Source organism: Streptomyces sp. NPDC003379 (assembly GCF_053589195.1).
This window is the reverse complement of record NZ_JBSFRK010000021.1, coordinates 28256-50421: the sequence shown is the minus strand read 5'-3', so window position 1 is coordinate 50421 and position 22166 is coordinate 28256. Positions and strand designations below refer to the sequence as shown.

At 70.1% G+C, this 22166-nt stretch carries 19 protein-coding genes; 14 read left to right on the top strand and 5 right to left on the bottom strand.

The genetic code is table 11. From position 1 onward, the window contains the following. Nucleotides 1–10: 10 nt before the first annotated feature. From ACWDVB_RS21805 to ACWDVB_RS21775, 7 genes are all read left to right on the top strand, one after another. A complete protein-coding gene (locus ACWDVB_RS21805) occupies nucleotides 11–1033 on the top strand; it encodes a LacI family DNA-binding transcriptional regulator (protein ID WP_451516431.1) in 1023 nt (340 codons plus the stop codon). A gap of 130 nt (nucleotides 1034–1163) precedes the next feature. Continuing rightward, entirely contained in the window at nucleotides 1164–2198 is a 1035-nt protein-coding gene (locus ACWDVB_RS21800; RefSeq protein ID WP_451516430.1) for a S1C family serine protease, read from the top strand. A 78-nt stretch (nucleotides 2199–2276) separates the two neighbouring features. Continuing rightward, nucleotides 2277–3014, top strand: a complete 738-nt coding sequence (locus ACWDVB_RS21795) for a response regulator transcription factor (RefSeq protein WP_451516429.1) — start codon at nucleotides 2277–2279, stop codon at nucleotides 3012–3014. Beyond that, nucleotides 3011–4450, top strand: a complete 1440-nt coding sequence (locus ACWDVB_RS21790) for a sensor histidine kinase (protein WP_451516428.1) — start codon at nucleotides 3011–3013, stop codon at nucleotides 4448–4450. Before ACWDVB_RS21795 ends, ACWDVB_RS21790 begins: the two co-directional genes overlap by 4 nt. Nucleotides 4451–4501: 51 nt before the next feature. Beyond that, entirely contained in the window at nucleotides 4502–4804 is a 303-nt protein-coding gene (locus tag ACWDVB_RS21785) for a hypothetical protein (RefSeq protein WP_451516427.1), read from the top strand. A gap of 279 nt (nucleotides 4805–5083) precedes the next feature. Then, the gene (gene abc-f, locus ACWDVB_RS21780; RefSeq protein WP_451516506.1) at nucleotides 5084–6715 is read left to right on the top strand and encodes a ribosomal protection-like ABC-F family protein; all 1632 of its coding nucleotides are present in this window, start codon (nucleotides 5084–5086) and stop codon (nucleotides 6713–6715) included. A 144-nt stretch (nucleotides 6716–6859) separates the two neighbouring features. Beyond that, nucleotides 6860–7354 (top strand): cupin domain-containing protein, encoded by a 495-nt coding sequence (locus ACWDVB_RS21775; RefSeq protein WP_451516426.1) that lies wholly within the window; start codon nucleotides 6860–6862, stop codon nucleotides 7352–7354. A gap of 15 nt (nucleotides 7355–7369) precedes the next feature. Here the strand turns inward: ACWDVB_RS21775 and ACWDVB_RS21770 are convergent, their stop codons facing one another. Together ACWDVB_RS21770 and ACWDVB_RS21765 are read right to left on the bottom strand one after the other, a co-directional pair. After that, the gene (locus ACWDVB_RS21770; RefSeq protein ID WP_451516425.1) at nucleotides 7370–8608 is read right to left on the bottom strand and encodes an LmeA family phospholipid-binding protein; all 1239 of its coding nucleotides are present in this window, start codon (nucleotides 8606–8608) and stop codon (nucleotides 7370–7372) included. 67 nt (nucleotides 8609–8675) lie between these two features. Then, nucleotides 8676–10520: a bifunctional metallophosphatase/5'-nucleotidase gene (locus ACWDVB_RS21765; RefSeq protein ID WP_451516424.1), complete on the bottom strand. Its 1845-nt coding sequence runs from the start codon at nucleotides 10518–10520 to the stop codon at nucleotides 8676–8678. Nucleotides 10521–10720: 200 nt separating this feature from the next. Here ACWDVB_RS21765 and mshD point away from each other — a divergent pair, with 200 nt between their 5' ends. Next, nucleotides 10721–11659 (top strand): mycothiol synthase, encoded by a 939-nt coding sequence (gene mshD / locus ACWDVB_RS21760; protein WP_451516423.1) that lies wholly within the window; start codon nucleotides 10721–10723, stop codon nucleotides 11657–11659. A gap of 83 nt (nucleotides 11660–11742) precedes the next feature. Here the strand turns inward: mshD and ACWDVB_RS21755 are convergent, their stop codons facing one another. Continuing rightward, nucleotides 11743–12141, bottom strand: coding sequence for an LppU/SCO3897 family protein (locus tag ACWDVB_RS21755; protein ID WP_451516422.1), 399 nt, complete (start codon nucleotides 12139–12141; stop codon nucleotides 11743–11745). A 218-nt stretch (nucleotides 12142–12359) separates the two neighbouring features. Here ACWDVB_RS21755 and ACWDVB_RS21750 point away from each other — a divergent pair, with 218 nt between their 5' ends. The 6 genes from ACWDVB_RS21750 to pstB all read left to right on the top strand — a co-directional run bounded on the left by ACWDVB_RS21750 (nucleotide 12360) and on the right by pstB (nucleotide 20258). Then, nucleotides 12360–14711: an RNA degradosome polyphosphate kinase gene (locus ACWDVB_RS21750; RefSeq protein WP_451516421.1), complete on the top strand. Its 2352-nt coding sequence runs from the start codon at nucleotides 12360–12362 to the stop codon at nucleotides 14709–14711. Next, nucleotides 14692–15888: a CHAD domain-containing protein gene (locus ACWDVB_RS21745; RefSeq protein WP_451516420.1), complete on the top strand. Its 1197-nt coding sequence runs from the start codon at nucleotides 14692–14694 to the stop codon at nucleotides 15886–15888. Before ACWDVB_RS21750 ends, ACWDVB_RS21745 begins: the two co-directional genes overlap by 20 nt. A gap of 173 nt (nucleotides 15889–16061) precedes the next feature. Beyond that, on the top strand, nucleotides 16062–17189 hold the full coding sequence (gene pstS / locus ACWDVB_RS21740; protein ID WP_451516419.1) for a phosphate ABC transporter substrate-binding protein PstS: 1128 nt from the start codon (nucleotides 16062–16064) through the stop codon (nucleotides 17187–17189). Nucleotides 17190–17302: 113 nt separating this feature from the next. Continuing rightward, nucleotides 17303–18325, top strand: coding sequence for a phosphate ABC transporter permease subunit PstC (gene pstC, locus ACWDVB_RS21735; protein ID WP_451516418.1), 1023 nt, complete (start codon nucleotides 17303–17305; stop codon nucleotides 18323–18325). Next, nucleotides 18322–19404 carry a phosphate ABC transporter permease PstA gene (gene pstA / locus ACWDVB_RS21730; protein ID WP_451516417.1) on the top strand — a complete coding sequence of 361 codons (1083 nt, stop codon included), beginning with the start codon at nucleotides 18322–18324 and terminating at the stop codon, nucleotides 19402–19404. Before pstC ends, pstA begins: the two co-directional genes overlap by 4 nt. 77 nt (nucleotides 19405–19481) lie before the next feature. Further along, nucleotides 19482–20258: a phosphate ABC transporter ATP-binding protein PstB gene (gene pstB, locus ACWDVB_RS21725; protein ID WP_451516416.1), complete on the top strand. Its 777-nt coding sequence runs from the start codon at nucleotides 19482–19484 to the stop codon at nucleotides 20256–20258. Between the two features lie 130 nt (nucleotides 20259–20388). On the opposite strand, the gene ACWDVB_RS21720 is transcribed toward pstB, so the two are convergent. Together ACWDVB_RS21720 and ACWDVB_RS21715 are read right to left on the bottom strand one after the other, a co-directional pair. Continuing rightward, complete coding sequence (locus tag ACWDVB_RS21720; protein WP_451516415.1) at nucleotides 20389–21387, bottom strand: anion permease; 999 nt, start codon at nucleotides 21385–21387, stop codon at nucleotides 20389–20391. 7 nt (nucleotides 21388–21394) lie between these two features. After that, nucleotides 21395–22015 carry a DUF47 domain-containing protein gene (locus ACWDVB_RS21715; RefSeq protein ID WP_125513699.1) on the bottom strand — a complete coding sequence of 207 codons (621 nt, stop codon included), beginning with the start codon at nucleotides 22013–22015 and terminating at the stop codon, nucleotides 21395–21397. Between the last annotated feature and the right edge of the window lie 151 nt (nucleotides 22016–22166).

The following is a 22166-nucleotide window of genomic DNA, read 5'->3' as shown; positions in this document are numbered from 1 at the left end:
GACTGCGCGCGTGGCCAAGGTGACGCGGGACGATGTGGCGCGACTGGCGGGTACTTCGACCGCTGTTGTCAGTTATGTCATCAATAACGGACCCCGGCCGGTCGCCCCGGCCACGCGCGAGCGTGTACTCGCCGCGATCAAGGAACTGGGGTACCGGCCCGACCGGGTCGCCCAGGCCATGGCGTCCCGCCGTACGGACCTCATAGGCATGATCGTGCCGGACGCGCGTCAGCCCTTCTTCGCGGAGATGACGCACGCCGTCGAACAGGCGGCGTCCGAGCGCGGAAAGATGGTGCTCGTCGGCAACTCCGACTACGTGGAGGAGCGCGAGACCCATTACCTGCGCGCCTTCCTCGGCATGCGGGTCTCCGGCCTCATCCTCGTCAGCCACGGCCTGACCGACCAGGCCGCCGCCGAGATAGACGCGTGGGACGCGCGCGTGGTGCTGCTCCACGAGCGGCCCGAGGCCATCGACGACGTCGCGGTCGTCACGGACGACGTCGGCGGCGCGCAGCTCGCCACGCGGCACCTCCTCGAACACGGCCACGAGTACGTCGCCTGCCTCGGCGGCATGGCCGGGACCCCGACCGTCGGCGACCCCGTCTCCGACCACGTCGAGGGCTGGCGGCGCGCCATGCGGGAGGCCGGGCGGTCGGTGGAGGGGCGGCTCTTCGAAGCCCCCTACAACCGCTACGACGCGTACAAGGTCGGCCTGGAGCTGCTCACCGGGCCCCACCGGCCCACCGCCATCTTCTGCTCCACGGACGACCAGGCGATCGGGGTGCTGCGGGCCGCGCGGGAGCTGCGCATCGACGTGCCCGGGGGGCTGGCCGTCGCCGGCTTCGACGACGTCAAGGAGGCGGGGCTGACGGATCCGCCACTGACGACGGTCGCCTCGGACCGCCCCGCGATGGCTCGGGCCGCGGTGGATCTCGTCCTGGACGACGGGCTGCGCGTCGCCGGGTCGCGGCGGGAGCGGCTGAAGCTGTTTCCCTCTCGGTTGGTGGTGCGGCAGTCCTGCGGCTGTAAGTAGCCGGGTCCGGCCTCGAGGGGCAGGGGGCGGTCCCGGGTACCCCCGGCTTTATAAGGGGCATACGTACTTCTGCCGGGCTTCTCAGGACGTACTAAGCCCGCTCTCATGTACGCCGGTCACTCTCAGAGACATGACCGAGACCTTCCGCCACAGCGGCGAGTACCCCACGCAGCAGCCGTCCGCGCCTGTGCACCACGGCGGTACGCGGGGCGGCGCCTACCCGCCCCCGCCCGCCCACGCGCCGGAGGCACCCGAGAACGCACCCCACGACCCCGCCGCCCCCCGGCGCCGCCGCGCCAAGGGCCCCGTGGCCCTGCTCGCCGCCGTCGCCATAGCGGCCGCGGCCATCGGCGGCGGAACGGCGTACGCCGTGCAGACGCTCACCGACCAGGGCGCCGGCACCTCCGCCACCAGCACGGATGTCGTGCCGACGAGCAAGAAGGGCACCGTCTCCGGTGTCGCAGAGGCCGTCAGCCCCAGCATCGTGGAGATCAGCGCCACGACGGCACAGGGCAAGTCGACCGGCTCCGGTGTGATCACCAAGAGCGACGGTGAGGTCATCACCAACAACCACGTCATCTCCGGCGCCACGTCGATCAAGGTGCGGACCAACGACGGCAAGACGTACGACGCCGAGGTCGTCGGCACGGACAGCAAGAAGGACCTCGCGCTCATCCAGCTGAAGAACGCCTCCGGCCTGAAGCCGGCGACCCTCGGCAACTCCGAGAACGTCAAGGTCGGCGACGAGGTCGTCGCCATCGGCTCCCCCGAGGGCCTGACCGGCACCGTCACCAGCGGCATCGTCTCCGCGCTCGACCGGGACGTCACCGTCTCCACCGGCGAGGGGCAGCAGCAGCCGCAGAGCCCGCAGGGCGGCTGGCCGTTCGAGTTCGGCGGGGAGGAGTTCAACGGCGACACCGGGTCGTCGAAGACCACGTACAAGGCGCTCCAGACCGACGCCTCGCTCAACCCCGGCAACTCCGGTGGCGCCCTCATCGACATGAACGGCAACATCATCGGCATCAACTCGGCCATGTACGCGCCCAGTTCGTCGGCGCAGGGCGGCGGCGACTCCGCCTCCGGCAGCGTCGGCCTCGGCTTCGCCATCCCCATCAACACCGTCAAGGACGACCTCGGCAAGCTCCGCTCCGGCTCGAAGACCTGACCCCGGCCGAAACGAGCGCCCCGCGTGCGAGGCTGATACCGGCCCGTTCCGCCCCTTACCCGAGGAAGTCCGAAGCCCATGAGCCCCGCCGAAGGCGACCGCACCGGTGACCGCGAGCAGCTGCGCATCCTGATCGTGGACGACGAACCCGCCGTGCGGGAGGCACTGCAACGCAGCCTCGCGTTCGAGGGATACGGCACAGAGGTCGCCGTCGACGGCGCCGACGCCCTGGAGAAGGCCGCGGCCTACCGCCCCGACCTCGTCGTACTCGACATCCAGATGCCCCGCATGGACGGCCTCACCGCCGCGCGCAGGCTCCGCGCCACCGGTTCGACCACGCCGATCCTGATGCTGACCGCGCGCGACACGGTCGGCGACCGCGTCACGGGACTCGACGCGGGCGCCGACGACTACCTGGTCAAGCCGTTCGAACTGGACGAGCTGTTCGCCCGTATCCGCGCGCTCCTGCGCCGCATTTCGTACGCCGCCGGGGCGGGGCAGGCCGAGGAGGGCGACACCCTCGCCTTCGCCGACCTGCGGATGGACCTGGCGACGCGCGAGGTCACGCGGGGTGGTCGCACGGTCGAACTGACCCGTACGGAATTCACCTTGCTGGAGATGTTCCTCGCGCACCCCCGCCAGGTCCTGACGCGCGAACAGATCCTCAAAGCCGTCTGGGGCTTCGACTTCGAACCCACCTCCAACTCCCTCGACGTGTACGTCATGTATCTGCGCCGCAAGACGGAAGCGGGCGGCGAACCCCGCCTCGTGCACACGGTGCGGGGCGTGGGGTACGTACTGCGGGGCGGCGAGTGAGCGGCCTCGTACGCCGCTTCCGCCGGCTTCCGCTGCGGTCGCGGCTGGCGTTGCTGGTCACCGTGGCGGTGGCCCTCGCGGTGGCGGCGGTCGCGGTGTCCTGCTGGGTGCTCACCCGCGCGCAGTTGCGGGACCAGATGGACCAATCGCTGCGCAGCCTCAATGTGGGCCGCGGTTACCTGGACCTGACGGCCGCCGCCTGCAATGACGGCAGCATCAGCCCCAACGCCGAGACCCCGCCCGGAACCACCACCGTCTTCGTCCAGATCATCCGGCCGGACGGCTCGCGCTGCGTGGGCCGCGACTCCACACCCGTGGTGGTGCAGGACTCCGACGTACAGGTGGCCCAGCACCTGCGGGAGCAGACTCTGCACGACGGCAAGACGGACAGCGGGGTCTCGGTGCGCGTTCTGACCCAGGTGGACGCGGACAGCCGGTACACGGTGTCCCTGGCCCGTCCGCTCTCGGAGGTCGACGAGCCGCTGAACAGTCTCGCCCTGCTGCTCACCGCCGTAGGCGGAATCGGCATCCTCGGCGCCGGCGCAGCCGGCCTCTGGGTGGCCCGTACCGGGCTCCGCCCGGTGAACCGGCTCACCGAGGCCGTGGAGCACGTGGCCCGCACAGAAGACCTTGACCTCCGCATTCCCGTGGACGGCGACGACGAGATCGCCCGTCTGTCGGAGTCCTTCAACTCGATGACCGCCTCACTGGCCTCCTCCCGCGACCTCCAGCAGCAGCTGATCGCCGACGCCGGTCACGAACTCCGCACGCCGCTCACCTCCTTGCGTACGAACATCGAGCTGCTGGCCCGCAGCGAGGACACGGGCCGGGCCATCCCGCCCGACGACCGCAGGGCACTGCTCGCCTCCGTCAAGGCACAGATGACGGAACTGGCCTCGTTGATCGGCGACTTGCAGGAGCTTTCCCGCCCGGACGCGGGTCACGGCGGTGCCAAGGTCCAAGTGATCGCCCTGCACGAACTGGTGGAGACGGCCCTGGAACGGGCCAGGCTGCGCGGCCCCGAACTGACCTTCACGGCCGACCTGGCCCCCTGGTACGTCCGCGCGGAGCCCGCGGCCCTGGAGCGCGCCGTGGTCAACATCCTGGACAACGCGGTGAAGTTCGGCCCGCCCGGCTCCGTCATCGAGGTCGCCCTGAAGGGCGGCGAACTGACGGTCCGCGACCGCGGCCCCGGTATCCCCGCCGAGGAGCTCCCCCACGTCTTCGACCGCTTCTGGCGCTCGCCCACCGCGCGGAGCCTGCCGGGCTCGGGACTCGGCCTCTCGATCGTGGCCCGTACGGTACGCCAGTCCGGCGGCGAGGTGACCCTGGGCGCGGCCCCCGGCGGCGGGACGGTGGCCTCCGTACGACTGCCGGGCGCGGCGACGCCACCTCCCGGCGACCCCGCCCTGTCGGAGCGTACGCCGGACGCGTGAGCGTCGGGGCACGAAGGGTAATCGGCTCGCGTCAGGGCAGAGAGAACCAACATGACCGACGCGGACGAAGCGCAGGAGCGGGAACGGATGAGGCTGCTCCCATGGGCCTCACCCGAGGGCAGGCCGTGCTACCTCGACACGGACGACCCCCGGAGCCTGCTCTCCCTCCTGGCCGACGAGGTGGAGGAGGCCCAACTGTCGTCCGGCTGTGAGGTACTGATGGGCTCCGAGGCGGTACTGGCCGACGCCATGGCGGGCGAACGAGCCATCCGCTTCGCCCTGACCCGCACGACCGAGTCCCTCCGCGAGGCGTTGCGCATCGCCCACAGCAGAGGCGATCGCGTCCAGAGCTGATCCGCTCGGGAGGGGTCTGCCCCGACCGCCGCGAGACGGAGCGTCTTGTCATGCGGGGTGCATCGCGCTACAGTCGGCACACGCGAGACGGTACGTCTCGTGCATGCGGAACTCGTATGCGGACCCGTATGCGGAACTCGTATGCGGACCCGTATGCGGAACCCGTATGCGGACCCGTATGCGGAACTCGCATGCGGAACCAGCACCCCGCCGCCCAGCCCCAAGAGGATCTACTTGTACCCATCTGCCGACGCACCCACCACCTCCAGCACCACCCCCATCACCTCTCCCGCCAACTCCCCCACCACCTCCCAACTCACCCTCACCCACCTCACCAAGCGCTACACCGACCACCTCGTCCTCGACCGCGTCTCCCTCTCCATCCGCCCCGGCGAGAGAGCCGGCGTCATCGGGGACAACGGCTCAGGGAAGTCCACCCTGCTGCGCCTCATCGCCGGGCTGGAGTCGCCGGACAACGGTGCGATCACCGTCAGCGCCCCCGGCGGCACCGGGCACCTCGCCCAGACCCTCGACCTTCCCGGCACCTCCACCGTCGGTGACGCCATCGACGTCGCCCTCGCCGAGCTGCGCTCCCTGGAGCGGCGGATACGGATCGCCGGGACGGAGCTGGAGGGCGCGGAACCGGCGGCGTACGACTGCTACGCCGCCCTGGTCGCCGCCTTCGAGGCGCGCGGTGGGCACGACGCCGACCGGCGCGTCGCGGTCACGCTGCGCCACCTCGGTGAGCGCGCGCCTCTGGAGCGGGCGCGGCCGCTGGCCACGCTCTCCGGCGGGCAGCGCTCCCGCCTCGCGCTCGCCGGGACCCTCGCGTCCTCCCCCGAACTGCTGCTCCTCGACGAGCCCACGAACGACCTCGACGACGAGGCCGTGCGCTGGCTGGAGGAGCGGCTGCGCGCCCACCGAGGCACGGTCGTCGCCGTCACGCACGACCGCGCCTTCCTCGACCGGGTCACCACGACCATCCTGGAGGTGGACGGCGACGAGCGGACCGTGCGGCGCTACGGCAACGGATACGCCGGGTACCTGACCGCCAAGGCCGCCGAACGCGCCCGTCACGTACGGGAGTACGAGACGTGGCGCGCCGAGGTCGCCCGGCAGTCGGCACTCGCCGAGTCGAACATCGGGCTGCTCTCTGCCATCCCGCGCAAGGCGCCCAGCGCCTTCAGCGGCGCGGGCGCGTTCCGCGCGAGATCGCGGGCGCACGGCGCGATGGGCCGCATCCGCAACGCCCGCGAGCGGTTGCAGCGCCTCACCGAGAATCCTGTCCCGGCTCCCCCGCGGCCCCTGCGTCTCACCGCGCGCGTCGCCGGGGAGGCCGTGGACACCGCCGAGCTGACCGACGTACGCGTGGCGGGGCGGCTGACCGTCGAGGGGACGCTGCGGATCGGCGCCGGTGAGCGGCTGCTCGTCACCGGGCCCAACGGCGCGGGCAAGTCGACGCTGCTGCGGCTGCTCGCCGGGGAGCTGGCGCCCGACAGCGGGGAGGTCCGCCGGCCCGCGCGGGTCGGCTTTCTGCGCCAGGGCAACGCCCTCTGGGCGGAGGGGCGTTCCGTGCTCTCCGTCTTCGGTGAGGAGCGGCGCGATGAGTTGTTGAGCCTCGGGCTGTTCCGTGAGGCGGATCTCGTACGGGCCGTACGGGACCTCTCCGTGGGCCAGCGCCGCCGCCTGGAACTGGCCGAGCTGGTCTCCCGGCCCCTGGACCTGCTCCTCCTCGACGAGCCGACGAACCACATGTCCCCCGCCCTGATCGAGGACCTGGAGGCGGCACTCGCCCACTACCGGGGCACCCTCGTGATCGTCAGCCACGACCGGCGGCTGCGGTCGCGCTTCCGGGGCAGGCACCTCTCCCTGAGCGACGGCCACCTCGACGGCCACCTCGGCGACCGTTGAGGCGACCGTTGAGGCGGCCGCGGAATTGACCGGTTTTCCTGGTCCCCAACTGCACCCTGTCCGGGGCCAATCCCACGCATAGAGTCTTACTCACAAGGCCACGGCGAAAGCCCGGGGCCACCGCCCGGAGCAGGGAGAACGACCATGAACGCCAGCATCCTCAAGCCGGTTCTGACCCGCGCCACCACCGCCGAGACCACCAGTGACCCGAGCAGCGTCATGACCCTGCTCGCCGACTCCGGCACCGACGGCAGCTCGGTCACCAGCTACCGCTCGACCTTCGCCAAGGGCGCCGTGGGAGCGCCCGCCCACTTCCACACCAAGGCCTCGGAGCTCTTCTTCGTCATCGGAGGCTCCCTCCAAGTGCTCGTCGACGACGAGGTCAAGGTCCTGGAGCAGGGCGACTTCCTGCTCGTGCCGCCGCACACCCCGCACGCCTTCGCCGCGGCCCCGGGCTCCGAGGCCGACGTCCTGTTCGTCTTCACGCCGGGCATGCCCCGCTTCGACTACCTGCGGCTGCTGGGCCGCGTGATGCGGGGCGAGGCGAGCCCGCAGGAGATCAAGGACTCCTCCGAGCAGTACGACAACCACTACGTGGACAGCCCGGCGTGGCGCGCCGCCCTCGAAGCGGGTCAGTGAGCGAAGCCGAGCGGCTCAGTGGCCGAAGCCAAGACCCGTCCCCGTGAGACGTACGCGGATGCCCTCCTTCTCCACCGTCACGTCCCGCAGCGCCACCGTCCCCGCGCCCGGCAGCTTCGGCAGCTGGAAGGCGAGGGTGAGGCGGTCGGCCAGGACGGGGCGGGTGAGCTGGGAGAGGCCCTTGAGGAGGGCGGGGTCGAGGCCGAGCTTCTTGAGCAGCCAGGGGTGGCCCATCGCCACGTCGATGAGGTTGAGGCCCATCACGTCGCTCACGAAGTGCGGCGAGCCGGTGAGTTCGCCCAGCTTGGCGTCGCTCTTGAGGGCCTCGCGCACCACCGACTCGGGTACGCCGAGCCGCTCGACGATCGCGGGCACGGACAGCAGCGCCTTCGCCTTGGCCGTCTCCTTGGCCACGCGGTCGGCGGAGCCGCGCGACAGGTGCAGGCCCTCCTTCTCGCGCGTGCCCGGACGGTACGTCGCCAGGTCGCCGAGTTGCAGGCTCATGCCGCCGATGTCGGTAGAGATGCCGCGCTCGCCGTTGCGCTGGATGCGGGCGTCTGCGCGCACCTTCAGGTCGTGCCCCGCGACGGGCAGCGTGCCGCGCGCGAGGACCTGGTCGCGGCCGCGGCCGGTGAACGTGACCTGGGAGGCGCCGAGTTCGCGGTTGAGGTCCTCGAAGGAGAGCAGCACCTCGCCCTCCATCGCGCCGATGCGGGCGCCGTTGACCGAGGTGGGCCCGTCGCCGTCGATCGTGACGTCCGTGGCGGTCGCGGAGACCTTGGCGAGCGAGACGCGGTCGGCCGCGACGTCCGGGACGGTCACCTTCACCCTGTCCAGGCGCCTGTCGAGGACCTGCGTGAGGAACGGGAACCCTTCGATGTCCACCTCGGGCGCCGCGCTCAGGTGCATCTGCTCCTTCAGCTTGTCCGCGGCCTCGTGCTCGGCGTAGAGCAGGGCCCAGCGGTCGCCGAGGGCGAGGAAGGCGGCGGCGACGAGGACGGTGACCAGGGCCTTCGCGGCGAGCGGCAGACCGGCGAAGCGGCTACGGCCACGGCTGCGGCGGCCCCGGCGGCGGCTGCCGCGACGGTGGTTGGGCGGTTCCCAGGGAGCTTCGGCGGCGTCCTCCTCGGGCTTCTCCTCGTGGAGGAACTCCTCCAGCGGGTTGGGAGCGAGGGCGGCCAGCTCGTCGTACGGGTTGCTGTAGGGCTTGTCCGGCGGGGGTGGTTGCGTGGTTATGCGGTGGGGGGAACGCATCAGATGATCTCACCATACGTTCACACCCCACCCCAAGCCTTACCTCCAGTAGGCGCCGAAGTGAGCGCTACTTCACGATCGTGATCCGGTCCGCCTTCGGCGGCGCGATCGGCTTGACCGCCGAGGAGTTGGCGGTCAGGTAGTCGTTGAACGCCTTCAGGTCGTCGGCGCCGACCAGCGGCTTCGTGCCCTTGCCCAGCTCGGGGAGGCCGTCGCCGCCGCCCGCGAGGAAGGAGTTCAGCGCGACGCGGTAGGTGGCCGCCGGGTCGATCGCCTTGCCGTTCAGCTTGATGGAGTCGGCCACGACACGGTCCGCGCCGGTCCTGGTCATGTCCAGCGTGTACGTCAGTCCTTCCGACACCTGAAGAATCTTCGGGGAAGCCTGGTTCCCCCCGCTGACCTGCTGCTTCAGTGCGGTGACGAGCTGCGCGCCGGTCAGGTCGACGAGATTGACGGTGTTGCTGAAGGGCTGCACGGTGAACGCCTCGCCGTATGTGACGACACCGTCGCCCTCGCTGCCGCTCGCCTTGTGGACGAGGTCGGAGCGGATGCCGCCCGGGTTCATCAGCGCGAGGTCGGTCTCCGGGTCCAGCGACTTGCCGTGCGCGAGCTGCGCGTCGGCGATGAGGTCGCCGAGCGGGGACTCCGGGGCTCCGGCGCCGCGGCCGGGGATGTCCGCGGAGATGTAGCCGACGGGCTTGCCGGCGACGGGCGCGGCCAGCTTGTCCCAGCGGTTGATCAGCGAGGTCATGTCCGGGGCCTTGGGCTGCTCGCGGCTGACGACGTGGTTCGCGGACCTGGCCGAGGAGACGCTCGTACGGACGATGTCCTTGGTCCTGCGGTCGTACGTGAGCGTGGTGTCCGTGTAGAGCTTGCCGTAGGACGACGCCGAGGTCACCATGCGGGGCTTGCCCGACGGGTCGGGGATCGTACAGACGTACGCGGCGTGCGTGTGCCCGGTGACGAGCGCGTCCACCTTGGGCGTGATGCCCTTGGCTATGTCGGTGATGGGCCCGGAGATGCCGTCGCCCGCGCCCGGGGAGTCGCAGTCGTAGTTGTACGTCTGGCTCGCGGGGGCGCCGCCCTCGTGGATGAGCGTGACGATGGACTTCACGCCCTGCTTGTCGAGGATCTCGGCGTACTTGTTGACGGTCTCGATCTCGTCGTGGAACTTGAGGCCCTTGATGCCGTCGGCGGAGACGATGTCCGGGGTGCCTTCGAGGGTGACGCCGATGAAGCCGACCTTCACGCCCTTGTGCTTCCACACCCAGTAGGGCTTGAGGATGGGCTTGCCGGTCTTCTCGTCCGTGACGTTCGCGGCGAGGTAGGGATAGTCGGCGCCCTCGAACTCCTTGGGCTTGCCCTTCCCGTCCTTCTCGAAGCAGCCGTCCTTGGGGTGGCAGCCGCCGTTCTGCATGCGGGCCAGTTCCTTGGCTCCCTCGTCGAACTCGTGGTTGCCGACGCTGGTGACGTCCAGGTCCAGCTTGTTCATCGCCTGGATCGTGGGCTCGTCGTGGAAGAGGCCGGAGAGCAGCGGGCTGGCGCCGATCAGGTCGCCGGCGGCCGCGGTGACGCTGTAGGGGTTGCCCTTGCGGGCGGTGCGCAGGGACGTGGCGAGGTACTCGACACCACCGGCGTCGATCTTCTTCTCGGTCCCGTCGTGCTGCTTCTCCGTCACCTGGCCGGAGGAGCCGGCGGGCGGCTGGAGGTTCCCGTGGAAGTCGTTGAACGACAGCAGCTGCACGTCGACGGTGCGCTTCTTGCCGCCCTCGCCCCCGCCCGCGTGGTCCTGCCCCGCGCTCGCGGGAAGAGCGGCGGCCAGCGCGCCGAGGGTGGCGAGCGAGGCGGCCGCGGTGAGTACGCGCGTGGCGCGGCGTCCGGGCCGGCGACGTGGCCGGGGTGTGGCTGACACGTGTCCCCCTGGGGATGGTGTGAGAAGACTGGGACGGCGGTACCGCCGTGCGCAGCCTAGAGTCAACGCGCGTAGCGCAACAGGGGGTTACGGGTTACGAGCTGGTTGCCATCGGGGGCGTTCCGGTCACTTCGGCTCATGTCGGGAGCTGTCGCCCCGGTCGAGCGGAGGGTCCCCGCCCGTCGCCGTACCCTCGACCCATGACTGACGACCGCCCCGCCGAGGCTCCCGCGCCCCTCCGGAAGATCGATACTCTCGCCGCCCTCACCCCCGCGCAGGCCGACGCCGTGCTCGGGCTCCTCGCGGAGGCCGCCCGCACCGACGGGCAGCAGGCCGTGTCCGAGCAGGGGCGGCTGCAGCTCCGCGGCGGGGCGCGGGAGGGGGTGCGGCATCTGCTGCTCGGCGTCGGCGACCAGCGCGACCAGCTCGTGGGGTATGCGCAGCTGGAGGACACCGACCCCGTGGAGGCCCCCGCCGCCGAGCTCGTCGTGCACCCCGCGCACCGCGGGCGGGGCCACGGCCGGGCGCTCGGCGCCGCGCTGCTCGGCGACTCCGGGCGGCGCCTGCGCGTGTGGGCGCACGGCGGGCACTCCGCCGCCCGGCACCTGGCGCAGGTGCTCGGCCTCACCCTCTTCCGCGAACTGCGCCAGATGCGGCGCCCCTTGGCCGACCTCGACCTGCCCGAGCCGGTCCTCCCGGCGGGTGTCTCCGTACGCACCTTCGTGCCCGGACAGGACGACGCGGCCTGGCTCGCGGTGAACGCCGAGGCCTTCGCGCACCACCCCGAGCAGGGCTCCCTCACCCAGCGCGACCTGGACGACCGCAAGGCGGAGCCGTGGTTCGACCCGGCGGGCTTCTTCCTCGCCGAGAAGGGCGGGGAGCTGGTCGGCTTCCACTGGACGAAGGTGCACGCGCAGGAGAACCTCGGCGAGGTGTACGTCGTCGGCGTCCGCCCCGGCGCCCAGGGCGGCGGCCTCGGCAAGGCCCTCACCACGACGGGCCTTCGCCACCTCGCGCGGTCCGGCCTGCCGACCGCGATGCTGTACGTGGACGCGGACAACAAGGCGGCCGTGAGCGTCTACGAACGGCTCGGCTTCGTGACGTACGAGACGGATCTGATGTACCGCACGGAGACGTGAGCGCGCGGAGGCCCACGTAAGCGCGGAGGGCGTGGTGTTCCCAGGGGACCACCACGCCCTCCGTACGTCCTGCGTACGTCCGGCTACTTCGCCGCGACCTCCGTCAAGCACATCGAGAACTGCACCCGGCCCCGCCGGGTCTGCTCGTAACGGGACTGCCCCGGCTCGCACTCGGTCCCGTCCATGCTCGCGACCTCGTACTCGGCCTTGGCGTCGCCGCAGTCGATGACCTCCATGTCGGGGCTGCCCTCGGACCCCTTGTTCTGTACGCAGTCACCGACCTCGGCCGCCGCGGGCTGCTTCGCGCTCTCGCTGTCGGAGCCGGTGCTGTTGCCCCGGCTCGTGTACATCCACACGCCCGCGACGACCGCCGCGATGAGCAGCACCGCCACCTTCATCAGAGGCGGAAGCCCGCCGAACGCGCCGCTGCCGCCGCCCTGCGGGAGGTGTGGACGCCGGCGCGACCGGCCCTGCTGAGGCATGGACAAGGTGAGACCCCCGTATTCCGTACGTGTTCACGTCAATGCTGAGCGGCAGACCTTACAAGATCGACGCCCCCACGCCGAAACCCGCCGAACTCAACCCGCGCGGCTGGGGCATGGACTGCCGAGGTGCCGCATCCCCGGGGGGTCTTCGGTCGATGTCCCGCACGTCATGTCGCCGTAACCGCTGATTCAGACAAGCTTGCGACGCTCGCTCAATGAAGCCCGCCGTGCCCGACCCGCCCCCGGAGAACGGGAGGCTCCGCCTCACTCCCGCGCTCTCCGACGCGCCCATCGGCGTGCCCAGGCGGAAGAATGGCCTCATGAGCCAGCCGAACCCGCAGGGACAGGTCCAGCACGCCCAGCCTTCCGTCGGTTCCATCGCCGCGCACAGGCCGCACACCATCGCCGCCACCATCTCCGACCTCGCCCCGGACATCGACGCCGACCTCGACGCGTACGACGAGGACGCCCAGGTCGGGCACGACGGCGTCGAGCTGCCGCAGGGCCGCTTCCTGGACCGGGAGCGCAGTTGGCTCGCGTTCAACGAACGAGTGCTCGAACTCGCCGAGGACCCCCAGACCCCCCTCCTCGAACGGGCGAATTTCCTCGCGATCTTCGCCTCCAACCTGGACGAGTTCTTCATGGTCCGCGTGGCCGGCCTCAAGCGCCGCATCGCGACCGGCGTCGCCACCCGTTCGGCCTCCGGCCTCCAGCCCCGCGAGGTCCTCGAACTCATCTGGAACCGCTCCCGCGAGCTCATGGCCCGGCACGCCGCCTGCTACCACGACGACGTCGCGCCCGGCCTCGCCGACGAGGGCATCCAGCTGGTGCGCTGGCACGAGCTGACCGAGAAGGAGCAGTCCCGGCTCTTCACGCTCTTCCGGCAGCAGATCTTCCCCGTCCTTACCCCGCTGGCCGTGGACCCCGCGCACCCCTTCCCGTACATCTCGGGGCTCTCGCTCAACCTCGCCGTGGTCGTGCGCAACCCGATCTCCGGCCATCAGCACTTCGCACGTGTGAAGGTCCCGCCGCTGCTCTCCCGCTTCCTGGAGGCCTCCCCCCAGCGGTACGTCCCCATAGAGGACGTCATCGCCGCTCCCGCGCACCTCCAGGAGCTGTTCCCCGGCATGGAGATCCAGGAGCACCACATGTTCCGGCTCACCAGGAACGAGGACCTGGAGGTCGAGGAGGACGACGCCGAGAACCTGCTCCAGGCCCTGGAGAAGGAGCTGATGCGGCGCCGCTTCGGGCCGCCGGTGCGCCTGGAGGTCGAGGAGTCCATCGCCCCGAACGTGCTCAGCCTCCTGGTGCGCGAGCTGAAGATCAGCGAGGCCGAGGTCTACCCGCTGCCGGGCCCGCTCGACCTCACCGGCCTCTTCAGCATCGCCAAGCTGGACCGGCCCGATCTGAAGTTCCCCAAGTTCGTGGCGGGCACCCACCGCGACCTCGCCGAGGTGGAGTCGGCGTCCGCGCCCGACATCTTCGCCGCCCTTCGCGAACGCGACGTACTTCTGCACCACCCGTACGACTCCTTCTCCACGTCCGTACAGGCGTTCCTGGAGCAGGCGGCGGCCGACCCCGAAGTCCTCGCCATCAAGCAGACGCTGTACCGCACCTCGGGCGACTCCCCCATAGTCGACGCCCTGATCGACGCCGCCGAGTCCGGGAAGCAGGTCCTCGTCCTCGTCGAGATCAAGGCCCGCTTCGACGAGCAGGCCAACATCAAGTGGGCGCGCAAGCTGGAGGAGGCGGGCTGCCACGTCGTCTACGGCCTGGTCGGCCTGAAGACCCACTGCAAGCTCTCCCTCGTCGTACGCCAAGAGGGTGATTCCCTGGTCCGCTACTCGCACGTGGGCACCGGCAACTACCACCCCAAGACCGCCCGCCTCTACGAGGACCTCGGCCTGCTCACCTCCAACGCGGAGGTCGGCGCGGACCTCTCCGACCTCTTCAACCGCCTCTCCGGCTACTCGCGGCGCGAGACCTACCGCCGCCTCCTCGTGGCCCCCAAGTCCCTGCGCGACGGCCTCGTCTCACGCATCATCAAAGAGACCCAGCACCACCGCGTGGGCCGCCCCGCCTACGTCCGCATCAAGGTCAACTCGATGGTCGACGAGGCGATCATCGACGCGCTGTACCGCGCCTCGCAGGCGGGCGTCGAGGTGGACGTGTGGGTGCGCGGCATCTGCGCGGTGCGGCCGGGCGTGGCGGGACTCTCGGAGAACATCCGCGTACGCTCCGTCCTCGGCCGCTTCCTGGAGCACTCCCGCGTCTTCGCCTTCGGCAACGGCGGCGAACCGGAGGTGTGGATCGGCAGCGCCGACATGATGCACCGCAATCTCGACCGCCGCATCGAGGCGCTGGTCAGGGTCCAGGACCCGGCGCACCGAGCGGCACTCAGCCGGCTCCTGGAGACCGGCATGTCGGACACCACCGCCTCCTGGCACCTGGGCGCGGACGGCAACTGGACCCGCCACTCGGCGGATCCGGACGGCCAGCCCCTGCGGAACGTCCAGGAGATGCTCATAGACGCCCGGAGGCGCCGGCGTGGCACAGCAACACCATGAGACGACGGGTATGACCGGTACAGCGGGAACGACCGGTACGGCGGCGACGACCGGTACGGCGGACGAGGTCCTCGCGGCCCATCTGCGGGGCCAGGCCACGGAGTTCCTCCGCTCGCTGCGGCTGCACCGCGAGTCCACGACGGACGCGCAGGGCGCCGAGGAGTCCCTGGAGGCGGCCCGCTCCCTGCGCCGCGCGGCCCGCCGCATCGGCGCCACGCTGCACACGTTCCGCCCCCTCCTGGACCCGGAGTGGGCGTCGTCCCTGCGCCCCGAACTGGCCTGGCTCACGACCACCCTGGCCCAGGAACACGCGTACGCGACCCGCCTGACCCGCCTCCTGACCGCCCTGCACCGCCTCTCGGGCCCACTACCGCTCCCGGGTCCCACGACACCGGCTACGGGGCACTGCCACACCGCGGACAGCCAGGCCGCTACCGCTGTGGGCAGGCTCCCCCGAGCTCTCAAGGAGCAGGGAGGCGCCCCCATCGCACGGCGGAACGGGTGGGCGCAGCCGCTGATGCCGAGTGCCGACCAGAGGGGCGACACACCAAAAGGCCTGACGGTGGGCGCGGCCAAAGCGGCCGCCCTCCTGGAGCGGCAGCTCACCCTCGCCCGGACCCGGGCCCACTCCACCGCCCTGCAAGCCTTCGGCTCCTCCCGCTTCCACGCCGTCGCCGACAACGTCGCCGTACTGGCCAGCGAAGTCCCCCTCAGCGGAACAGCCGACGACCTGAAACCGCTGGCCGCTCGGGCCGAGTCGGACCTCGCCGAAGCCGTCGCCGCGCTCCCCCTCGGCCAGGCCGGCCACCCGTACAACGCCGGGGCCCTGGTCCACGGTCTCGCGGCCGATTCCGCGCCGGACGCCCAGGACGCCCCCTGGCTGAAGGTCCGCTCCCTGCTGCGCCTGCACAGGTACGCCCAGGAGGTCCTGCTCGGCCACACGACGCCGCAGCCCCGCGTGGCCGACGCGAGTCACGCCCTGAACGTCCACCGCGAGGCCGCCGCCGCCGCGTCCGCGGCCGCTCAGGCCGCCCGTACACCCCGTATCGCCCCGGCGACGGCGTACGCCCTTGGCGTGCTCCACGCCGACCAGCGGCACGAGGTCGAGGCGGCGCGGTTCAGCTTCCAGCAGGCATGGCAGCACGAGACGGCGCCCAGCGTTTATAACGCGCCGTAGCGGACCAGATACTTTCCGTAGCAGGATGCCTCACCAGGCCGACCGCCGAGGTTCACCCGCCGTTCACTCATGCCCTTCAGCCGCTTCACCTGTCCTGCCTAATTTCAGCCTTACAGACAGACATCGCACGCCGCCAGCAAAGGGCCGGCGGCTCCCGGAAGGAACATCCGAAAGTGAAGCTTCAGCGCAAGAACCGGCTCCGCGCCCTCTCCCTCGGCGCCCTCGCCGTCTCCGGCGCCCTGGCCCTCACGGCGTGCGGCTCCGACGACACCAGCGGTTCGGGCGACGGCGGCAAGGAGACCAACGCCAACGCCAACATCAAGTGCGACGACGCCAAGGGCCAGCTCGCGGCCTCCGGCTCCTCCGCGCAGAAGAACGCCGTCGACGCCTGGCGGAAGGTCTACACGACCAACTGCAAGGACGTGCAGCTGAACTACAACCCGACGGGTTCGGGCGCCGGCATCACCGCGTTCCTCCAGGGCCAGACCGCGTTCGCCGGCTCCGACTCGGCGCTGAAGCCCGACGAGATCGCCAAGTCGAAGAAGATCTGCAGCAACAGCCAGGCCATCGACCTGCCGATGGTCGGCGGCCCGATCGCCATCGGTTACAACGTCCCCGGCGTCGACAAGCTGAACCTGGACGCCAAGACCCTGGCCGACATCTTCAACGACAAGATCAAGAACTGGGACGACAAGGCGATCGCCGAGCTCAACCCCGACGCCAAGCTGCCCAAGACCAAGATCCAGGCCTTCCACCGCTCCGACGAGTCCGGCACCACGGACAACTTCACCAAGTACCTGAAGGGCGCCGCCCCCGACGCCTGGCCCTACGAGCCGGGCAAGTCGTGGGAGCCCAAGGGCGGCCAGTCCGCGAACGGCTCCGCCGGTGTCGCGGGCCAGGTCAAGCAGACCGCGGGCGCCATCTCGTACTTCGAGCTCTCCTACGCGGGCGACGGCATCAAGACCGTCGACCTGAAGACGGAGGCCAAGGAGCCGGTGAAGGCCACCGTCGACAACGCCTCCAAGGCGATCTCCGAGGCGAAGATCGTCGGCAAGGGCAAGGACCTCGCCCTCGAGCTGAACTACAAGCCCACCGCCGAAGGCGCCTACCCGATCACCCTGGTGACGTACGAGGTCGTCTGCGAGAAGGGCAACAAGGCCGACACGCTCGCCGCCACCAAGTCCTTCCTGACCTACATCGCCAGCGAGGACGGCCAGAACGTCCTCAAGGAGAACGACTACGCGCCGATCCCGGCCGAGATCATCACCAAGGTCCGCTCCACCGTCGCGGGCCTGAGCTAGCTCAACCGAGTGCGGCCGGCCCCGCAGGTCCGGGCCGGCCGCACCGTCCGGTGCACCGCCGCCACGGAGCTGCCGCGCCATCCGCGCGGCACCTCCGCAGACCGGAGAACCCCATGGAAATATCCAGCAACACCACCGCTCCTCCACCCGTCGACGACGTGCCGCGCCTCGCCCCCGTGAGCAAGGCCGCCGCCCGCGGCGCCACCCGCCCGGGCGACCGGATCTTCCTCGGGTTCTCCCGGGGCTCCGGCATCGCGCTCCTCGCGGTCATGGCCGCCATCGCGGCGTTCCTCACGTACCGCACGGCCCTCGCGCTCTCCGACAACACGGGCAACTTCCTCACCACCTTCGAGTGGGACCCGGCCGGCGCGTCCACCGGCGGCAAGCCGTTCTTCGGCATCGCCGTCCTGGTCTTCGGCACCGTGGTCAGCTCGCTGATCGCCCTGGTGATCGCGGTCCCCGTCGCCATCGGCATCGCGCTCTTCATCTCGCACTACGCGCCGCGCAGGCTGGCCACCCCCATCGCGTACGTGATCGACCTGCTGGCCGCCGTGCCCTCGATCGTGTACGGCCTGTGGGGCGCCCTCGTGGTCGCGCCCAACCTCACCGGCTTCTACAGCTGGCTCGACGACTACCTCGGCTGGACCGGGATCTTCGAGTACCAGGGCGGCGCCCCGCGCTCCCTGATGACCGTCGGCATCCTGCTCGCGATCATGATCCTGCCGATCATCACCAACGTGAGCCGCGAGGTCTTCCTCCAGGTCCCGAAGATGCACGAGGAGGCCGCGCTGGCCCTCGGCGCGACGCGCTGGGAGGTCATCCGCATCTCGGTGCTGCCCTTCGGCCGCTCCGGCATCATCTCCGCCTCGATGCTGGGCCTCGGCCGCGCGCTCGGCGAGACGATCGCCGTCGCCACCGTGCTCTCCCCGACCTTCCTCATCAGCGCGTCCGTGCTCGACCCCGGCGGCGGCACCTTCGCACAGAACATCGCCAGCAAGTTCAACGAGGCCAGTGAGTACGGCCAGGACGCGCTCATCGCCTCCGGCCTGGTCCTCTTCGTCATCACCCTGCTGGTCAACGGCGCGGCCCGCCTGATCATCGCGCGCCGCAAGGAGTACTCGGGGGCCAACGCATGAGCACCACGACACCCACCCCGACCACCCCGACCGGCCCGCTCGACAAGCGCCCGTCGACGCTGAAGGCCGCGAGCCTGCCCCGCTGGTCGCCCCTGGCCGTCGCCGCCGGCTCGCTCGCGGTCGCCGTGGGCATCGGCGCCGGGGCCGGACTGCACAGCCGCATCCAGTGGGGCCTGATCGCCGCTTTCCTGTTCATCGTCGGGTCGTACGTCCTCGCGGTCGCCGTCGAGGGCACCCGCCAGGCCAGGGACCGCCTCGCCACGTCGCTGGTGTGGGTGATGTTCCTGCTGGCCGTCGTCCCGCTGGCCTCGCTGATCTACGAGACGCTGCAGCGCGGCCTCAAGGTCTTCGACGGCTACTTCCTGACCCACTCCATGGGCGTCATCGCCGACGACGAGACCGGCGGCGGCATCTACCACGCCCTCGTCGGCACGCTCCAGCAGGTGCTCCTGGCCTCGGTGATCGCCGTGCCGATCGGCCTGCTCACCGCGGTGTACCTGGTCGAGTACGGGCGGGGGAAGCTCTCCAAGGTCATCACGTTCTTCGTGGACGTCATGACCGGCATCCCCTCGATCGTCGCGGGCCTGTTCGTCCTCAGCTTCTGGATCCTGATCCTCGGCTTCGGCTACTCCGGCTGGGCCGGCGCCATGGCGCTCGCCATCCTGATGATGCCGGTGATCGTCCGCTCCACCGAGGAGATGCTCAAGCTCGTCCCCAACGAGCTGCGCGAGGCCTCGCTCGCCCTCGGCGTGCCGAAGTGGCGGACCATCCTCAAGGTCGTCCTGCCCACCGCGATCGGCGGCATCACCACGGGCGTCATGCTGTCGGTGGCCCGCATCGCCGGTGAGACCGCGCCGGTCCTGCTCCTGGTCTGGGTTAACCCCCTGATCAACACGAACCCCTTCGAGGGCTCGCAGGCCTCGCTGCCGCTGTACGTCTACCAGCAGTACGCGGCAGGCACCGACGCGTCGTACGACCGCGCCTGGGCGGCGGCGCTCGCCCTCATCGGCTTCATCATGATCCTCAACCTGGCGGCCCGCGGCATCGCCCGCTGGAAGGCCCCCAAGACGGGCCGCTAAGCGTCATCGGTCGGCTCCGCCGACGGAAGGCCCATCAGCGACCCTGGTATTAAGACCCGAAAGAAGCAGTGATCCCCATGGCCAAGCGAATCGACGTATCGGGCCTTACCGCCTACTACGGCTCCCACAAGGCGATCGACGACATCTCGATGACCGTGGAGCCCCGCTCGGTGACCGCCTTCATCGGCCCGTCCGGCTGCGGCAAGTCCACGTTCCTGCGCACCCTGAACCGCATGCACGAGGTCACCCCCGGCGGCCGCGTCGAGGGCAAGGTGCTCCTGGACGACGAGGACCTCTACGGCAACGGCGTGGACCCGGTGGCCGTGCGTCGCACGATCGGCATGGTCTTCCAGCGCCCGAACCCCTTCCCCACGATGTCGATCTACGACAACGTCGCGGCGGGCCTGAAGCTCAACGGCTCGTACAAGAAGTCCGAGCTGAACGACGTCGTCGAGAAGTCCCTCAAGGGCGCGAACCTCTGGAACGAGGTCAAGGACCGCCTCAACAAGCCCGGCTCGGGCCTCTCCGGCGGCCAGCAGCAGCGCCTGTGCATCGCGCGGGCCATCGCGGTCGAGCCCGACGTCCTCCTCATGGACGAGCCGTGCTCGGCGCTCGACCCGATCTCGACCCTCGCCATCGAGGACCTGATCGGCGAGCTGAAGGAGCGCTTCACGATCGTCATCGTGACGCACAACATGCAGCAGGCGGCCCGCGTCTCGGACCGCACGGCGTTCTTCAACCTCTCCGCGGTCGGCCAGCCCGGCAAGCTCGTCGAGCTCGACGACACGGAGCGGATCTTCTCCAACCCGTCCGTGCAGGCCACCGAGGACTACATCTCGGGCCGCTTCGGCTGAGCCGACCGCCCCCCGACTCCCCGCGGTGCTGCATGGCGGTGCCACCGCAGGGACAACAAGAAAGGCCCGCCCCTGGGCTCCCGGGGGCGGGCCTTTCCTACGTGCTCTGTTTCGTACGTGTTCTGTGGGGCTACAGGAACGCGAGGTTCACGATCCAGAAGGTGACCGCGGCAACGAGCGCCGCCGCCGGCATCGTGATGAACCACCCCAGGATGATGTTCTTGGCGACACCCCACCGCACCGCGTTCACCCGCTTCGTCGCGCCCACGCCCATGATCGCGGACGTGATGACGTGCGTCGTCGAGATCGGCGCGTGGAACATGAACGCCGTGGTGAACATGATGCCCGCGCCGGTCGTCTCCGCCGCGAAGCCCTGCGGCGGGTCCAGCTCGATGATCTTGCGACCGAGGGTCCGCATGATGCGCCAGCCGCCCGCGTACGTACCGAGCGAGAGCATCAGCGCACAGGAGATCTTGACCCAGATCGGGATCGGCGCGTCCGCGCTCTGCACGTCGGAGATGACCAGGGCCATCACCACGATGCCCATGGTCTTCTGCGCGTCCTGGAGACCGTGCCCGAGGGCCATGCCGGCCGCGGACACCGTCTGGGCGATACGGAAGCCCCGCTTGGCCTTGTGCGGGTTGGACCTGCGGAACATCCACATGATCGCGCACATCACCAGATAACCGGCGACGAGACCGACGACCGGCGACAGGAACATCGGGATGACGATCTTGTCGAGGACCCCGGACCAGATGACTCCGATCCCCCCGGCGAGCGCGGCGCCGACCATGCCGCCGAACAGCGCGTGCGACGAGGACGAGGGCAGCCCGAAGTACCAGGTGATGAGGTTCCACACGATCGCGCCGATGAGGGCCGCGAAGAGGATCCACATGCCCTTGTCGCCGTGCGGGGTCTCGATGATCCCCTCGCTCACGGTCTTGGCGACCCCGCTGCCCATGAAGGCACCGGCGAGGTTCATCACCGCGGCCATGGCGAGCGCCGCGCGTGGCGTCAGCGCACGCGTGGAGACGGAGGTGGCGATGGCGTTCGCGGAGTCGTGGAAGCCATTCGTGTACGTGAATCCGAGCGCGACGCCGATGGTCACGATCAAGGCAAAGGTGTCCATGGAGGGGTCAGGACTCCTTGACCGCGATGGTCTCCACCGTGTTCGCCACGTGCTCGAAGGCGTCGGCGGCCTCCTCCAGCACATCCACGATCTGCTTGAGCTTCAGCACCTCCATGGCGTCGTACTTGCCGTTGAAGAGCTGGGCGAGGAGCTTGCGGTGAATCTGGTCGGCCTGGTTCTCCAACCGGTTCACCTCGATCCAGTACTCGGTGAGGTTCTCCATGGTCCGCAGGTTCGGCATGGCCTCGGCCGTCAGCTCGGCGGCCCGGGACAGGACCTCGATCTGCTGCTCGACGCCCTTGGGAAGTTCCTCGACCTGATAAAGGACGACCAGGTCGACGGCCTCCTCCATGAAGTCCATGATGTCGTCCAGGGACGACGCGAGGTTGTAGATGTCCTCGCGGTCGAACGGCGTGATGAACGAGGAGTTCAGCTGGTGGAAGATCGCATGCGTGGCGTCGTCTCCCGCGTGTTCCGCGGCCCGCATACGCTCTGCGATCTCGGCCCGCGCGGAAGAGTCCGCTCCGAGCAGTTCCATGAGGAGCTTCGAGCCCGTGACGATGTTGTCCGCGGATGCGGCGAACATGTCGTAGAAGCTCGTCTCCCTGGGGGTCAGACGAAAGCGCACGTGGGGTCCTCGGGGTGCTCTGGATGCGGTCAGGCTGATGCTAGGCGCATCATCCGGCCACGGCTAACCGGCCGCTCCCCAGTGTCGCCCATCAGGCACAGTGATCAGCACACCCCCCGAGAAATCGGCTAAGATATACCCGCTAGGGGTA